The following is a 15,096-nucleotide window of genomic DNA, read 5'->3' on the forward strand; positions in this document are numbered from 1 at the left end:
AATCCAATATAGCAATCCTCAATGAGTTGTGAAATTGCTTGTTAAGCTAGGTAACAGAGAACAAGGACGTAGCTTCTATGAGGAAAAAATATTAGCTACGTCTTCTGGGAAAAGTTTATATTTGCAATAACCCTTCAGGATTGACAGAAAATAGCGATCGCCTTTGCAAACCTTCCCGGTGTAAAATTTCGTTAGCTGCTAATAAACCACTACTCACAGCACGTTCCATTAAACCACAGGGAAAAGGCATTTTCACCCAATCACCAGCAAATATTAAGTTAGAAATATTCGTCTTTGTTTCAGGACGTGCGGCATAACTATTAGGTGGATATCCCGAAAAATTATGTTGATTAACTAATTCTCGGTGTAATATTTTGGCTTGTTTTAACTCTGGAACAATGGCATAAAGTTCTTGTTCAAAAGTATTAATCAAAGCTGCTTGTGTGGGAAAGTCTTTTTCTTTGTAACAGTAAGCGTGTAGCTCGATAACACTACCCCCAGTATTTTGTGACCACTCAATAAACTGTTGTTGAATACGATGATACAGAGTGATACTATCTGTTAATTTGTATCCAGATAAAGAAGTAAAATTACTTTGTTGCCACTCAAAATCGCGGTCAAACCAAAAGCGACACACAGCGAATGGATCAGCAATACTCAAATTTTCTACTTGATTTTTTACTGTAGTATCAACATCACCACTGACGCGCTGAAATAATTTCTGCACTCCGGGAACATCAGTAGCAAAAACATAATAATCGGCTTGGAGTTTTTCGGGTAATGCTAACTCTTGATTTGCTGCTACTAGTTGTACCTCATCACCTTGCCTTTGCAATACTTTAAATTTAGCTAAATCTCGTTTAGCAGGCCCTTTGACAACTTTACCATCCGCAGAAAATACTGCTCCATGACAAGGACATTGAAACTTACTATTTTCAGCTTTTTGGACAGTGCAACCTTGATGAGTGCAGGTAAGAGAAATTGCTTCTTGAGAGCCTGATGGTAAAGCAAAGACTTCATCAGCCGCGCCAAAATATTCTATCTTGTCATCTGCGATCGCCGTATTTTGTTTGACTATAAATGGTGTAGCAGTTTGATTACTACCAGCGTTATATTTTAACCCATCAATTTTCCCATTTACAGCTACAACTTCAGTTACAGTTGCATCGGTGATAATTTTACTACCTTGTTGCCTAATTGCCTGAGCGATAGGTTGGACTAAACTTGTCCCCATATCGTCTTTTGTCCCATTAAAAGCTAATCCTTCGGGGTTGCCAAAAAAGTAAAAATGAAAGAACTGCATTAATTCTCCCACACTCATTAAATCTGGTGCATTCAAGCTAGATTTAGCAAAAGGCAGAAAATATAAATCGTATAAACCTTGTGGGAATTCTGTTTCTACCCAATCAGCAACAGATATATTATCAAATCGCTGATAATTTTTTTCTCTTTGAAAGCCTGTGATAGCTTGAAAAACTTGCAGATGTTTGATTTTAGTTAAATTTATGCCCCAACGGAAGCGATTTGGAGATGCGATCGCTAAATCTATAATATTCCAAGGAAAAGCCGAACTACTAGGGCGAAATATTTCTGGTTTGTATTGAGAATCTTGATAAATAACAGAATAAAAATTCAACGATTGAAAATTATTAGTTATGCCTAATTCTGCTACTAAACTATTCAGATTATAGTACTGAGGAAAAAAGCCATGAAACCCATGTTCCATCATAAAAGTTTCCCCAGCCGCTTCTATTTGCCAACTAGCGATTTTGCCACCCAATTGAGGAGATTTTTCTAATAGTGTGACAATAAATCCCCGCTGGCTCAATTCGTAAGCACAAGCTAAACCGGCTAAACCACCCCCAATTACAACAACAGTTTTGGATTGATTTAATATTTGTGGTAAGTCGAGAGTATCTTTTTGAAATACCGTTGGTTTTGGCTTAGTAAACCGCGAATATCCTGTGACTCCTGCAACTGTACCGACCCCGAACAACTTCAGCAGTGTACGACGGGAGATAGTAGATGATTCCAGCAAATTAGGTATTTGGCGCATTGGTTACAAAATTAACTTTTCACACACAACACAGTCGTGAAATGATGACTGTGAGTTCGCAGATTGTATTGTTAAGAGTATTTTTTTCTCACCGTGCTAAGTCCCGAACGGATTTATTTTGCCAGAATGGCAGAAATTGTCAAGAGTACACAAGACTGGAGACTTCCTCAGATGAAATATTGGCGCGAAACCATAGCTGTCACTCAGCGCATCCTCATTGAATTATTACGTCGCCGCCGCAGCCTGATTTTTTGGAGTATTTTTCCAATTTCTGTATTAATTCTGGGTGCGTTTATTTTGGCAGAACGTGCAAAACTACCAATCAACACGGCTTTTGAATATACTGCACCTTCAACATTAGTGGGTGCTGCACTATTTTTTAGTTGTTTGGGTGGTAGCGTCGCCACCGTCGTTGCAGAAAGAGAACAGCAAACCCTCAAACGCCTGTTTATTTCGCCTTTGAGTGGTATATCCTATTTTTTAGGAATTTTTTTAGCTCATAGTTGCATTGGCTTAGGACAAACTTTGCTAGTTTATACAGTTGCTGCTTTTTGGGGTGCTACATTTAAAGGTTCTATTTTTTTAGGATTCATAATTATTTTGATGAGTATTGCCGCTTATGTCGGCTTAGGATTTATTTTAGGCACGCAATTAGCGAGGCGAATTGAAGATGTGAATGCTTTAGTCGCTGCATTTGGCGTACCTTTATTAATTTTAGGTGGAGCCTTTTTACCGAGTTCTTTATTTCCTAAAAGTTTAATCAATATTGCCCAATACAACCCGATTTATCACATGAATGAAGCATTTGTGGGAGTTTCAACTAAGGGCAAGCAAATTAGTGATATTGCATCACATTTTTGGTTTTTATTAGTTTTTACTTTGGTAATGATAACTAGTGGATGGTTGTCTTATCGAAGAATGTTACTAGTAGAAAGAAAATTATGAGTAGCAAAAAATTATAAATATTTTGATAAACAATACATAAACTATGGATTCTTCAATTACGACAAATTCTAATTCTGATCAATTACGAACTAAGCGAATCATCTCTCTAGATATGTTGCGTGGGTTAGTTATGGTGTTAATGGTGCTAGACCATGTACGAGATTTCTTTACTAATGTTCGCTTCCGTCCTACAGACTTGACACAAACAAATATACCCCTGTTTTTCACACGCTGGATAACTCATTTGTGCGCTCCCACATTTATATTCTTGGCTGGAGTAGCTGCTTATCTTTATTTCGAGAATCGACTACAAAGCAAACAAGAATTATCACGCTATCTGATAATTCGGGGACTATGGTTAGTATTTTTAGAGTTAACAGTGGTACGCTTTGCCTGGATATTTGAACCTACCTACTCCTTGTTGTTAGCGGGGGTACTGTGGGCAATTGGTTGGTCAATGGTTGTGTTAGCAGTATTAGTTAGAATGCCAATTCCTTTAATAGCTACTTTCGGACTTGTGCTGATATGTGGACACAATTTATTTGATCAGATTCATGCTGAACAACTAGGTAGATGGGGTTGGTTATGGACAATTCTTCATGAACCCAAAATGCTGATGGTTTTTGCTAATAAAAAGTTAGTTATTGGCTATCCTCTGATTCCTTGGATTGGGGTAATGGCAACAGGTTATGCTTTTGGGACTTTCATGAAGCAGGAAAAAAGTTTGCGACAGCAATTGTTCTTGCGGTTAGGACTGGGGTTAATTGCTGGCTTTGTGGTTATCCGCGCTGTAAATATCTATGGCGACCCTTCCCCTTGGACTGTACAGAAGAATTTCTCTTTTACCATACTATCGTTTATTAACTGTCAGAAATATCCACCTTCATTACTGTATTTGTTAATCACATTAGGTATAGCAATGCTGTTGCTTTATCTATTTGAGAAGTATAGATTGCGGATTTTGCAACCTCTAGTTTTATTTGGTCAAGTTCCTTTATTTTTTTATATAATTCACCTCTGGCTGATCCATTTAACTGCAATTTTGCTGGCTTTACCTAAATATGGGTTAAAGGCAATTATTTTGCCTTTTATTGTTTCTTCCCAAATGCCTGCCGACTATGGATATGATTTACCCATGATCTACAATTTCTGGATAATTATGATAATTCTGCTTTATCCTATTTGTAGCTGGTTTAGAAGTTACAAGGCAAAGCATCCTAGTAAGTTATCATCAAACTAACTGTAACGTTTTAAAAGTAGTTTGTTGTGATTATTAACACGTTTACGCTGACAAGGGTGGAGGAAACCGAATATCTACATTGAAATTTTCTATACTTGCTGAATGATGAATGGGTAAAATATATTCGAGATTTTCATGAGGACGAGGAATAATATGAAAAGAAAGCACCTCGCCACCATTGACACGAGATATTGCCGCTAATCCTGAGACAACCGCAACGTTAACTTCGCCAACTTCTCCCCGAATCAGTACAGTTATTCTGCCCAAATCAGTATTTTCGTAACCAACAAAAGTAATACAGGCAGCTTTACACATAGCATCTGCCGCTTCTACTGCGGCGGGAACTCCATAAACTTCAATCATCCCAAGTGCAAGTGTCATACTGCTTTTCTCTACCTGAATCTGTTCTGCTGTTGTTCCAAATTGTAAATCAACTCCCTGCTGGAGATGGAAAAAGGAACGAGCAACAGTATGTGTAGTAAGCTGTAACGCACAAAAAGCTTTGCGCTAGATGTGTTATACCGTTTCACTTTAAGTTTGATACAAATAGACCGCAGGGAGCAGGGGGAAAGAATGAAAAACCCATAAATTTGTATTATTTTTTTCGTGAAATGGTATTACGCTGTCGCTAACACATCCTACTATGTATATTTTCCAAATTAAATATTAGTCATATAGGAATCCGATTTGATTTATGAAAAAATTTCAGTATATGTAGGGTGTGTTAGGCGTAAGCCGTAACGCACCGAGAACTTTACAGTAGATGCGTTACGCTGTCGCTAACACATCCTACGTAGATTTCAAAAATCAAATATTAATCCTATATACATAATCGAAGATTTTAAATATGCTGACCATTAGAAACTTAAATAAATCTTATTCTCACAGAAAAGTTATTCAAAATTTAAATCTGCATATAGAACCAGGAGAAATTTATGGCTTACTCGGTGCCAATGGCGCTGGTAAGACAACCACAATTAATATTATTTGCAATTTACTCAAGGCTGATAGTGGTGATGTAACAATTAATCAGCAGCTAATTTCAGATGCAACCAAAAAAATTATTGGCATTGCCCCGCAAGAAAATTTATTGTATAAAACTCTGACTTGTGAAGAGAATTTAAAATTTTTTGCTGATATTTATGGATTAGATAGAAAAATACGCCAGCAACAAATACAAACAACTCTGGCGGCGGTAAATTTATTAGATAGGGCGAAAAGTCCTGTAGAAACTCTCAGTGGTGGAATGCAGCGACGGTTAAATATTGCTATTGCATTAGTGCATCAACCAAAGTTAGTCATTTTAGATGAACCAACTACCGGGTTAGATATTGAATCTCGGTACGAGATTTGGGAGTTAATTCGGCAGTTGAGTAACCAGGGAATTACTATTTTATTGACGACGCATTTATTAGAGGAAGCCGAACGTCTTTGTCATATAATTGGTATTCTCAAAAATGGGCAAATTTTGGCTGAAGGTAGTTTAGCTCAGTTGCGTAACTTAATTCCTGCCGCCGAAATTTTAGTAGTACAAACTACTCAAAAAGAACAAGCGATCGCCCGCGCTCAAGAATATGGTTTTACGCCTAAATATTATGGTAATGAGTTAGCTTTTTGGCTACCAGAACCACTAGAATTAAAAGAAATTATTGCCAGGTTTGAAGGTGTAAAATTTGAGGCGATCGCTCGTCAGCCTGTGCGTTTAGAACATATTTATTTAGAAGTTACAAAAAATCTTTATTCTTGATGATTACTATCATCATTTGTTTGCAAAAAATGTAAATATTTCTATAAATAAGATGATTAAAATTCTACTTTTTTACTTGTTTCTTTGTATTTGGTTAGGAATAGTAGATGTTTCTCGCCTCACTTCTTCAACTTGACTCACTTCAAAAACCAAGGTGAATACTTTACCCATTTCTTTTTTAATATTTGAATTTACCTTTGCGTAACTACTAATCCCACCTGCGGCAACAGCAATTTCTAAACCCACTTTAATGGATTTAGAGCGAGATAAAACTTCACTACCAAAACTTGGTAAATTAACTAGCAAACCTATACTATAAGAAATTAACAGAGCTAATAAGGTGCCGAATAAAACTGCTATTGTACTTTGACGAAATAAGTTGACATTGCCTACCAATGCACCAAAAGCTAAAGCCCGAATTGGCAACATTCAAGGGGCAATAATCATCGCACTAATAATTACCGCAGTACTATTAGAAAGTAACCCAAATGTAGCGATCACACAAAAACCAATAATTAAAATTAAATATGTATTATTAGGACTATATTCTTCAAGAAATTCAGCCACAAGCTGTTGTAGTTCTAAAGATTAAACCCTTTTTTTTTGAACTATCTGAAGCGGTTACGCAGATTATTAACCAAAGTAATTCCCTAAAATAAAATAATTTTGATAAAAGATTTTAAACAAAATTTTTCATAAACATATCTATTTCAAGATAAAAATTTACCTAATAGAAATTTAGAATAATTTAAAGCAAGTTTTTTTGGTTTGACTATGAGACTGATATTAGTTGAGGATGAAACAGATTTAGGTGCAGCAATTAAACAAGTTCTCAGTCATGAGGCGTATGTAGTGGATTGGTTTCTGGATGGGACTCAAGCATGGCAATCTCTAAAAGATGCCTCGACAGAGTACACATTAGGAATTTTTGATTGGATGCTGCCTGGAGTTTCTGGGATAGAGTTGTGTAAGTGGTTGCGATCGCGCCAATTAACTCTACCTGTGTTGATGCTAACTGCTAAAGACCGGATGGAAGAAAAAATTATTGGTCTAGATAGCGGTGCAGATGATTATATAGTTAAACCTTTTGATATGGCAGAACTACTGGCAAGATTGCGAGCCTTACAAAGACGGGCTGCTTACACAGGCATATCGGTTATACCCCAAGTCCAAACCCGACGTTTACAAATAGGCTGTCTGACACTCAATTACAACACTCATGAACTAACTCGCTTGTATCCTAATGGTGAAAAGCAAATATTAATTTTAACTATCAAAGAATTTCAATTGTTAGAATATTTCATGCGACATCCTAACCAAATTATCAACCGCGACCAGATTATTAATCAACTGTGGGAAATTGGTGCAGCGCCAGTCAGCAATGTAGTAGCAGCGCAAATTCGTTTATTAAGACGCAAATTAGGCGAAGAAGATAGTGAAACTTTGATAGAAACTATTTATGGTGTCGGCTATCGTCTCAATATTCCGGTAACAGAAATAGACAGTTAATTAATATGAAACGCAACCCTATTTTCTCCGAAACTAGATGGAGATTAGCAGCTTGGTATACCCTAGTCATGAGTAGTATTTTAGGGCTATCTGGTTTAGGCGTTTATACTGTAGTTGCCCATACTTATTATGAAACCATAGACCAAGGATTAAAATCAGTAGCAAAGGCACTCCATAAAAGTATTGAACCTGCTTGGCAACAACCTGGACATTTACAAGAACTAGCTAAAGAACTTTCCTTAGAATTATGTATAAATCCGACAAACTGTTTGCCAAAAACAACTATTATTCAACAACCAATAGAAGAAGCAGGTAATCAGGTTAATTACTATATACGCTTATTAGATAGTTCACAAAAAGTTTTTGCAAGTACAGATATACAATTTGATAATTTACCAATTATCTTATCGTCACAAAAGTGGCAAATTATTACCGATGCTTTTGGGACTCGCTACCGCCAAATCACTTTACCCTTATATACTAATAACCAAATTTCCGGTTATCTCCAAGTAGCACGCAGTATCACTGATTTGGAGCAACATCTTGCTTATTTGAGATTAACTTTGATTTTAGGATTGCCAATTTCCCTGATTTTTGTTGCTTTATCTAGTTGGTGGTTAGCAGAAAGGGCTATGCAGCCTGTGTATAGTTCCTATCAACAGATGCAACAATTTACAGCTGATGCAGCCCATGAATTCCGTACACCTTTAGCCGCAATGCACTCTACTATTGAGGCTGCTATTAAGTTACAGCCAGAACCAAAATCTAATAATGGCACTTTAGATGTTCTCAAACGCCAAAATCATCGCCTATCACAATTAGTTGGTGATTTATTGCTATTGACAAGGATAGATCAAAAACAAATAACCAGAGAATATCAGCTTTGCTGTTTGAATGACTTAATTAGCGATTTAATTGAGGAGTTAGCATTTTTAGCAGTAGAGCATCAAGTCAGTCTTTCTAGTCAAATGTTGGTTACAAAAAAAGTTTATGTTCAAGGAAATGAAGAACAACTTTATCGGTTAATTTCTAACTTAATGATCAATGCAATTCAAGCAACATCTAGTGGAGGAAAAGTTATCATTTTTTTAGAAGATAGTGAGCTTTACGCCATTATTAAAGTCCAAGATACTGGAATTGGGATTGCGCTCGAACATCAACAGCGAATTTTTGATCGGTTCTATCGAATAGATCGCGATCGCTCTCGTAGTTCTGGTGGTTCTGGATTGGGTTTAGCCATTGCTTTAGCGATCGTCCAAGCACACAAAGGCAATATTCACGTTCAAAGTCAATCTGGTTTGGGTAGTATATTTACAATCCGCTTGCCTTTATCATCCTCTTCCCTGCTTTCTCTGCGGTCTTAATGACCCGTCTTTTATAGTAGTCGAAGTATAGGTGAGAACATTTAAAAAGCATAAATGGCAGACATAGTAAGATTTTTATCTCTTGCCTCCTGCTATACCAAACACTATATAAAAGTAAGGTTACGCTATTAGCGTAACCTTGATTTGCTGAACTATTTCAAAGCCAAATAACTAACAAATCATTTATTTTGTCAAACAATCACAAAATTACTGACATTCAATGCAGGCGCACCAGATAGTTGTGCAAGTTGCACCTGTCTAAATCCACCAGCGCCACCATCTTGGTCAAAATACAGCGCACCAGTCGTATTGTTATAGATAAATCGCTGATCACTGGTAGTTGCAGATGTTCCTAAAGTGAACTGACTAATCGATAGCGCACCTGCTAATAAACTACCACCAAAACCAGCTGCTGATATCTGAATGATGTCATTAGTGATGCTGAAGTCAGTAATAGTGTCAGTACCTTCATTGAAACTATTAAAGACAAAGGTATTTGCACCGCCACCTCCTGAAAGAATATCTCTACCTTGGCCACCGACTAAAATATCATTGTCATTACCCCCAGTGAGAATATCATTGCCAGTACCACCGTCGAGGGTGTTATTACCTAAAGCACCAGCAGCCGAAAGATAATCATTCCCACTACCACCATTGAGTAAGTTATTTCCACTAGAACTATCTACGATTAATATGTCGCTACCATTACCACCATTAAGGGTGTTATTCCCAGACGAACCATCAGCAGACAGATAATCATTACCATTGTCACCATTTAAAACATTAGTGCCACTGGAACCATCCACAATTAATATGTCGTTACCAGATCTACCGTTAAGAGTGTTATTCCCCCATGAACCATCAGCAGAGAGAAAATCATCAGCGTTATCACCATTCAGCAGGTTATTACCTGTGGAATCATCCACAATTAATGCGTTTCTCCCAGCACCACCATTGAGGGTGTGATTCCCAGACGAACCAACAGCATACAGAGAATCATCACCAGTACCACCATTTAGCAGGTTATCGCCTGTGGAATAGTCAACATTTAAGGTATCGTCACCTGCACCACCAATGAGGGTGTTAACACCAGACGAACCAACAGCATCAAGCTCATCATTACCGTTGTAACCATTCAGCAAGTTATTGCCTGTGGAATCATCCGCAATTATTCTATCGTCACCTACTCCACCATCAAGATTGTTATCACCAGCAGCACCAATAGCGGAAAGCACATCATTCCCTGCGCCACCATTCAACAGGTTATCGCCTGTGGAATAGTCAACATTTAAGGTATCGTCACCTGCACCGCCATTGATCCGATCATTGCCACCACTACCACCAGAAAGTGTATCATTGCCATTACTGCCGACAATGCTATCACTGTAGGCTGTGCCAATAATATTTAAACTTTCGATGTTGCTGTAGCTAACCCGATTTGTACCTGCGGTAATTCTGCCACTGTTAGTTGAAGCATTATATGTTGAGGAGATTGGTGCATCAGCATCACTGTAATCAACTGAGAGATAGTCTTCGCCATCTTCCCCATCGACTATTTGAGTGACTGTTGTGGAACTTGACTCTTGTGGTACAGGGTTACTGATGTAGAAGGAGTCATTGCCTGCACCACCATACAGGCTATTATTTCCGGCGACTCGCTCCGCATAAATTTCATCATTCCCATTACCACCTTCCACCAGATTGTTTCCGGTAGAGGAACTGATATCAATTAGGTCATCACCTTCACCTCCACTCAGGGTATTATCTCCTGTCGTAAAGGAAGCTAGTATTGTGTCATTGCCATCTTCACCTGCAATGTTGTTGTCTCCATCACTTGCATCAATGCTGTCATCTAAACGCGCATTGCTAATCGTGATGAAATCATTGAACTGTGTACCAATAATGTTCAAACGTTCGATGTTGCTGTAGCTAATCTCATTTGTTCCGGCTGTGATTGTGCCAATGTTTCTCGCACTATTGAACGTTGAGGAGATTGGTGCATCAGCATCACTGTAATCAACTGAGAGATAGTCTTCGCCATCTTCCCCATCGACTATTTGAGTGACTGTTGTGGAACTTGACTCTTGTGAAACAGGGTTGCTGATGTAGAAGGAGTCATTACCTGCACCACCATATAGGCTATTATTTCCAGCGACACGCTCCGCATAAATTTCATCATTCCCATTACCACCTTCCACCAGATTGTTTCCGGTAGAGGAACTGATATCAATCAGGTCATCACCTTCACCCCCACTCAACAGGTTATTTCCAGTGGAAAAGATAGCTAATAGAGTGTCATTATCATCCCCACCTTCTAAAAGGTTATTTCCAGAAGAACGGGTAATATCTAAAAAATCATCTCCTGTTCCACCTCTGAGGATACTGTTCCCTGTGGAACTGGCAACTGCTGTAGCCGCATTGAGGCTATCATTTCCCGCACCGCCATCTAGAATGTCGTTGCCACTATTGCTCAATAAGGTATCATTCCCTGCCAAGCCACTAATAATATCATTGCCTATTGTGCCAATGAGGTTATCATTGCCGTTCGTACCATTGATATTTGCCATAAATTTTACAATTCCATGTACTACAAAAAAGGAGAGGTGAGCATTGCTCATCTCTCCTCTGACTATCAAAATGAACAATGATTAAATTCCGTTAGAGTGAGGAATACTTAGGTAATTGTAAATTTATAACTCTTTCAGGAATTCAATTATGGATTGTTGGTCAGATGGACTTAAAGAACGATAGCGACGAATGACTTCCTTCGCATCACTACGGTGGGTTTTAGAAACTTCGCTATTGTAAGGAGGACAAATCACGTCACTGGGTGAAGAGCCATAAGAAATATTGCCTACAGCACCACCTGGCGGTACTGGACATCCGCCACCTGTGGGTGTGCGACTGTCATCAGGTGCTGGTAAGTCATGCAACTCAATAGCTGCACGAATAGCATCATCCAAAGTACGAACCACTAGTGGCGCATTGGTAACTTGATTATTGGTGAATACAGTACCAGCAGGGTTGGTGTTAAATGTGAGTCTGCTCAAGTACACACGAGCATCATGTAAGAATGGAGGGCCCATTCTACCCAAGCCCATCAGAGGTGGTGTGCGGAACTCGTCACCTAAAGCAGCACCTTGCACGTTAGAAAAGACATCGCCAGCTAAGTTGCGAGGAATATCAAAGGTAGCGAAGGAACGACCTACAGCATTAGTAGCGTCTTGCTCTTTAGAAAGAGTTGGTTGATATTTTCTGTTAACAACCAGTGGGTCACGAGGTAAAGAAGCCCAACGTTCTGCATCGATTTGCGGTACGTTGTGCAGAAGTAGGTCGGAGAAAATTGGCGCCCACTTATAGCTAAGATGTTGTGCGACGATCGCACCATCTCTGGTTGTGGTTGCTGGTGATTGTCCTGTTCTTTGAACTGGGATATGGCAGCTCGCACAACTCACCATAGAATCGGAACGATTAATGGCATTAGGATCGCGACCATCACCACTGGCGGGAAAGCGGCCTGGAATCATCCGGTTAGAGAAGGCTACTAAGTCAATCCCAAAAAGCTCTGCTCCACGCTTAACTTGACCTTCCGGGCTTTGTGCAGGACGAGAGCGTGTAGGATTATTCAACACTGCCAATAGGGTGTCACCAAATTCTGGAGGAGCCGTCATCCGCAGGAAGTTTCGTTCGCTCAATGGCACGCTCAGGTGTGATTCTAGAGTGTCAGGGTATGGATCATCGCATCCTGGACGACCTCGGTTGGAAGGAGATTCAGTTGGTTCATTACGGTTGAGAATGCTTGTAAAACCAACTTCCCCTTGAAGACCACCAGCAACAAACTGAAGGATTTCTACGCCATTAGCCCGCAAACCAAAACGTCCTACACCACCTGCAAAGGCTGAACCAGCAGTGATATTAGCAGCAGCAGGGGTTGGAATAGTGTTGGTTTTACCAGTAATACAATCGCCTGTACAAGCGAATATAGTTGCATTGTTGAGAGATGAGGGGATGCTTTGCGTATCAGCACCTTCATCTTCAAAGCGTCGGATGTCGTTTGTCGGAATAGCCTCCATCAAACCACGACCAATATATGGAGGCCCAGCAAACTCTACGACACCTCTTCGGAAACCAAGGGAGCTAAGTTTTGTTACCGGATCAATATTAGGTAGATTCGGGTCTTCAGCAATTGTCGGAATGCGCTCAGGCAGACACTGTGGGATGGAAAAACGAGTGTGTTGCACAAAGCCACCGAGGCGCGGTGAAGCTCCGCCTCTGGCAACCCCATCAAGAGGGTCGAATATGTTCTGTGTGGGATTATAGTCACCGAAGGTTGTAAAGGCTGCTGTTCGTCCAGTGTTACTAATGGCATCGAGGTTATCAGCAGGCCGTCCACCACCGGTAGCAGGGTCGAGGGCTGTGAATTTGAAGTTAGTTGGTGTCGAACGTGCAGCACGGGATACGTTAGAAACATCACGCACTACTCGGCTGTTGGGTGTTGCTTCTGCTGAACTCAAGTGACAACCCAAACACATCTGCTGATTGGCAATTGGCCCAGCACCTTCTACTGCAAGGTGGGGTGTTGTAAAGAAGGCTATCCCTTCTACCAAAGCCTCACGTTGTGTTTTGGTTGCAGAAGGATATACCAACGCATCCAAGTCTCTCAGACCTAGAGGGAAGGTTCCTACAACACCAAACTTTTTCCGGGGGACACGCTCTGCTGGAGTAAATACGGTTCCGGGAACTGGCTCTGCTACATCAAATACATTGGCTGTGACCTCTGTTTGCCGTTGAGCCAGTAATGTAGCATCGTCAGGCACATTGGAACCAATAGGAGCAGAAGAGAAGATACTTGCCAAGCCGATCTCTGGGAAGAGAGCCGCCGAAAATATGGCAAGGGCAAATGAACAACATACTATCAATAACAAAGTTGGAAGCTTACGCTTACGCGTAAACCTCAAGATGTTTCGCTCTCTCATAAGTTTTGAGGTTTGTATAGGAAAGTTGCTTTTTACAAGGCTGTCAATCATCAACTAAGTGATGATTTGTACTTCTGCGCTATCAGAAACATACACTACTTCAACATAAATAAAAGATACAATACATAACCAGTAAATTCTCCATCTCTTTACTAATAATTTAATAATTGCTTTATTAGCACTTGAAAATTTTACGGAGACTGTACTAAACAAATATTGCCAAATTTAGATACAGTAATTAGGTTAAGATTTTACACAAACATGCGCTTATTAACCGAGCCTTAACTCACAGATTGTAGCCATCATCTAGCTATTATTGTTGACAGCAAATAATTTATCATCTTAAGTGAATATCAAGTTTATCGACTGGATATTGTATTTGAAAGAATTTTAGGGGACTGGATTATTGTTTGATGTTTGTGGCATAATTAAGGCTCGCATTAACTAAGTCAAAGGTGAGGGCTGGTGAAAAGCAATCACCTTTTTTTTTGAAACACCAGCTATTAGTATTCGGCTTCATTCTCAATACCAGAAGTTTAGGGTAGCGTAAATAGTAACAATTTTTTGCCACTAATTAGGTTTATAAAAAATATTTAAAATGCTTTAAAGTATTGCTCTACAAGGCTTTAACTAAAAAAAATATATTTTTTAGACTAGATTGGCTGCTAACAATATTCGGATTTTTACTACTGATTTAACGTATATCTTATAACAATTGTGGCTATCTTCTGACAAGATAAGACAACGATATCTCAGGTTTGAATATCGATTAATCCAGAGAAATTACATATTTTTACAACTTTATTATCACTAAGTATATAGTAACAATAAATTCAAGTATTTGAAAAACATAGAAATATTTTACTTGTAATTTAGATAAATATAATTTTCATCTCATTTTCATTTTTTATAAAAATGATATTGATAACAGGCTGTAATTCAATATATCTATCTTTAGGAGCAAATGAATTTCATCTAATTTTCATTATTACAGTAAAATAAATTAACATCTATTAATAAATGCCCCAATGTTTGACATCTATATCTTTGGATGGAAAAGAATTTCATTTAATTTTCATTTTTATAAAAAAGGCATCAATAATGAACTGCGATTTTATATATATCTTTGGGTTGAAAAGAATTTCATTTAATTTTCATTTTCTTGAAAGAAGTTATTTATCAGGTAAACTGTAAAAAAATTTAGACATTTACATACATTCACTTATGGCAAGTGATTGCTAAGAATATGTTTAGTCAGA

Annotated in this window: 11 protein-coding genes; 5 read left to right on the forward strand and 6 right to left on the reverse strand. The window is 38.7% G+C overall.

The genetic code is table 11. From position 1 onward, the window contains the following. Positions 1-115: 115 nt before the first annotated feature. Positions 116-2,056 carry an FAD-dependent oxidoreductase gene (locus tag AC504W_RS08715; RefSeq protein ID WP_494877386.1) on the reverse strand — a complete coding sequence of 647 codons (1,941 nt, stop codon included), beginning with the start codon at positions 2,054-2,056 and terminating at the stop codon, positions 116-118. Between the two features lie 171 nt (positions 2,057-2,227). Between AC504W_RS08715 and AC504W_RS08720 the strand changes: the two genes are divergently transcribed. Together AC504W_RS08720 and AC504W_RS08725 are read left to right on the forward strand one after the other, a co-directional pair. Next, entirely contained in the window at positions 2,228-3,001 is a 774-nt protein-coding gene (locus tag AC504W_RS08720; protein ID WP_494878609.1) for an ABC transporter permease, read from the forward strand. Positions 3,002-3,044: 43 nt separating this feature from the next. Then, positions 3,045-4,241 (forward strand): acetyltransferase domain-containing protein, encoded by a 1,197-nt coding sequence (locus AC504W_RS08725; protein ID WP_494877388.1) that lies wholly within the window; start codon positions 3,045-3,047, stop codon positions 4,239-4,241. 42 nt (positions 4,242-4,283) lie between these two features. Here the strand turns inward: AC504W_RS08725 and AC504W_RS08730 are convergent, their stop codons facing one another. Continuing rightward, the gene (locus tag AC504W_RS08730; RefSeq protein ID WP_494877390.1) at positions 4,284-4,622 is read right to left on the reverse strand and encodes a carbon dioxide-concentrating mechanism protein CcmK; all 339 of its coding nucleotides are present in this window, start codon (positions 4,620-4,622) and stop codon (positions 4,284-4,286) included. A 466-nt stretch (positions 4,623-5,088) separates the two neighbouring features. Here AC504W_RS08730 and AC504W_RS08735 point away from each other — a divergent pair, with 466 nt between their 5' ends. Further along, positions 5,089-5,988 (forward strand): ABC transporter ATP-binding protein, encoded by a 900-nt coding sequence (locus AC504W_RS08735; RefSeq protein WP_494877391.1) that lies wholly within the window; start codon positions 5,089-5,091, stop codon positions 5,986-5,988. Between the two features lie 72 nt (positions 5,989-6,060). On the opposite strand, the gene AC504W_RS08740 is transcribed toward AC504W_RS08735, so the two are convergent. Together AC504W_RS08740 and AC504W_RS08745 are read right to left on the reverse strand one after the other, a co-directional pair. After that, the gene (locus tag AC504W_RS08740; protein ID WP_494877392.1) at positions 6,061-6,417 is read right to left on the reverse strand and encodes a DUF389 domain-containing protein; all 357 of its coding nucleotides are present in this window, start codon (positions 6,415-6,417) and stop codon (positions 6,061-6,063) included. Next, positions 6,418-6,555, reverse strand: a complete 138-nt coding sequence (locus AC504W_RS08745; protein ID WP_494877393.1) for a hypothetical protein — start codon at positions 6,553-6,555, stop codon at positions 6,418-6,420. It lies immediately after the preceding gene. A 207-nt stretch (positions 6,556-6,762) separates the two neighbouring features. Here AC504W_RS08745 and rppA point away from each other — a divergent pair, with 207 nt between their 5' ends. Then, positions 6,763-7,497, forward strand: coding sequence for a two-component system response regulator RppA (gene rppA, locus AC504W_RS08750; protein ID WP_494877394.1), 735 nt, complete (start codon positions 6,763-6,765; stop codon positions 7,495-7,497). A gap of 5 nt (positions 7,498-7,502) precedes the next feature. Beyond that, complete coding sequence (gene rppB, locus AC504W_RS08755; protein ID WP_494877395.1) at positions 7,503-8,861, forward strand: two-component system sensor histidine kinase RppB; 1,359 nt, start codon at positions 7,503-7,505, stop codon at positions 8,859-8,861. A 191-nt stretch (positions 8,862-9,052) separates the two neighbouring features. Here the strand turns inward: rppB and AC504W_RS08760 are convergent, their stop codons facing one another. Continuing rightward, positions 9,053-11,428, reverse strand: a complete 2,376-nt coding sequence (locus tag AC504W_RS08760; RefSeq protein ID WP_494877396.1) for a beta strand repeat-containing protein — start codon at positions 11,426-11,428, stop codon at positions 9,053-9,055. Positions 11,429-11,551: 123 nt separating this feature from the next. After that, positions 11,552-13,717, reverse strand: a complete 2,166-nt coding sequence (locus tag AC504W_RS08765; RefSeq protein ID WP_494877397.1) for a cytochrome c family protein — start codon at positions 13,715-13,717, stop codon at positions 11,552-11,554. Between the last annotated feature and the right edge of the window lie 1,379 nt (positions 13,718-15,096).

It is taken from the genome of Nostoc sp. C96 (genome assembly GCF_059384975.1).

Bases quoted from the DNA above. Each gene is read 5' to 3' on its own strand.
- AC504W_RS08715 (WP_494877386.1), bottom strand. From the start codon at position 2,056: ATGCGCCAAATACCTAATTTGCTGGAATCATCTACTATCTCCCGTCGT.
- AC504W_RS08720 (WP_494878609.1), top strand. From the start codon at position 2,228: ATGAAATATTGGCGCGAAACCATAGCTGTCACTCAGCGCATCCTCATT.
- AC504W_RS08725 (WP_494877388.1), top strand. From the start codon at position 3,045: ATGGATTCTTCAATTACGACAAATTCTAATTCTGATCAATTACGAACT.
- AC504W_RS08730 (WP_494877390.1), bottom strand. From the start codon at position 4,622: ATGACACTTGCACTTGGGATGATTGAAGTTTATGGAGTTCCCGCCGCA.
- AC504W_RS08735 (WP_494877391.1), top strand. From the start codon at position 5,089: ATGCTGACCATTAGAAACTTAAATAAATCTTATTCTCACAGAAAAGTT.
- AC504W_RS08740 (WP_494877392.1), bottom strand. From the start codon at position 6,417: ATGTTGCCAATTCGGGCTTTAGCTTTTGGTGCATTGGTAGGCAATGTC.
- rppA (WP_494877394.1), top strand. From the start codon at position 6,763: ATGAGACTGATATTAGTTGAGGATGAAACAGATTTAGGTGCAGCAATT.
- rppB (WP_494877395.1), top strand. From the start codon at position 7,503: ATGAAACGCAACCCTATTTTCTCCGAAACTAGATGGAGATTAGCAGCT.
- AC504W_RS08760 (WP_494877396.1), bottom strand. From the start codon at position 11,428: ATGGCAAATATCAATGGTACGAACGGCAATGATAACCTCATTGGCACA.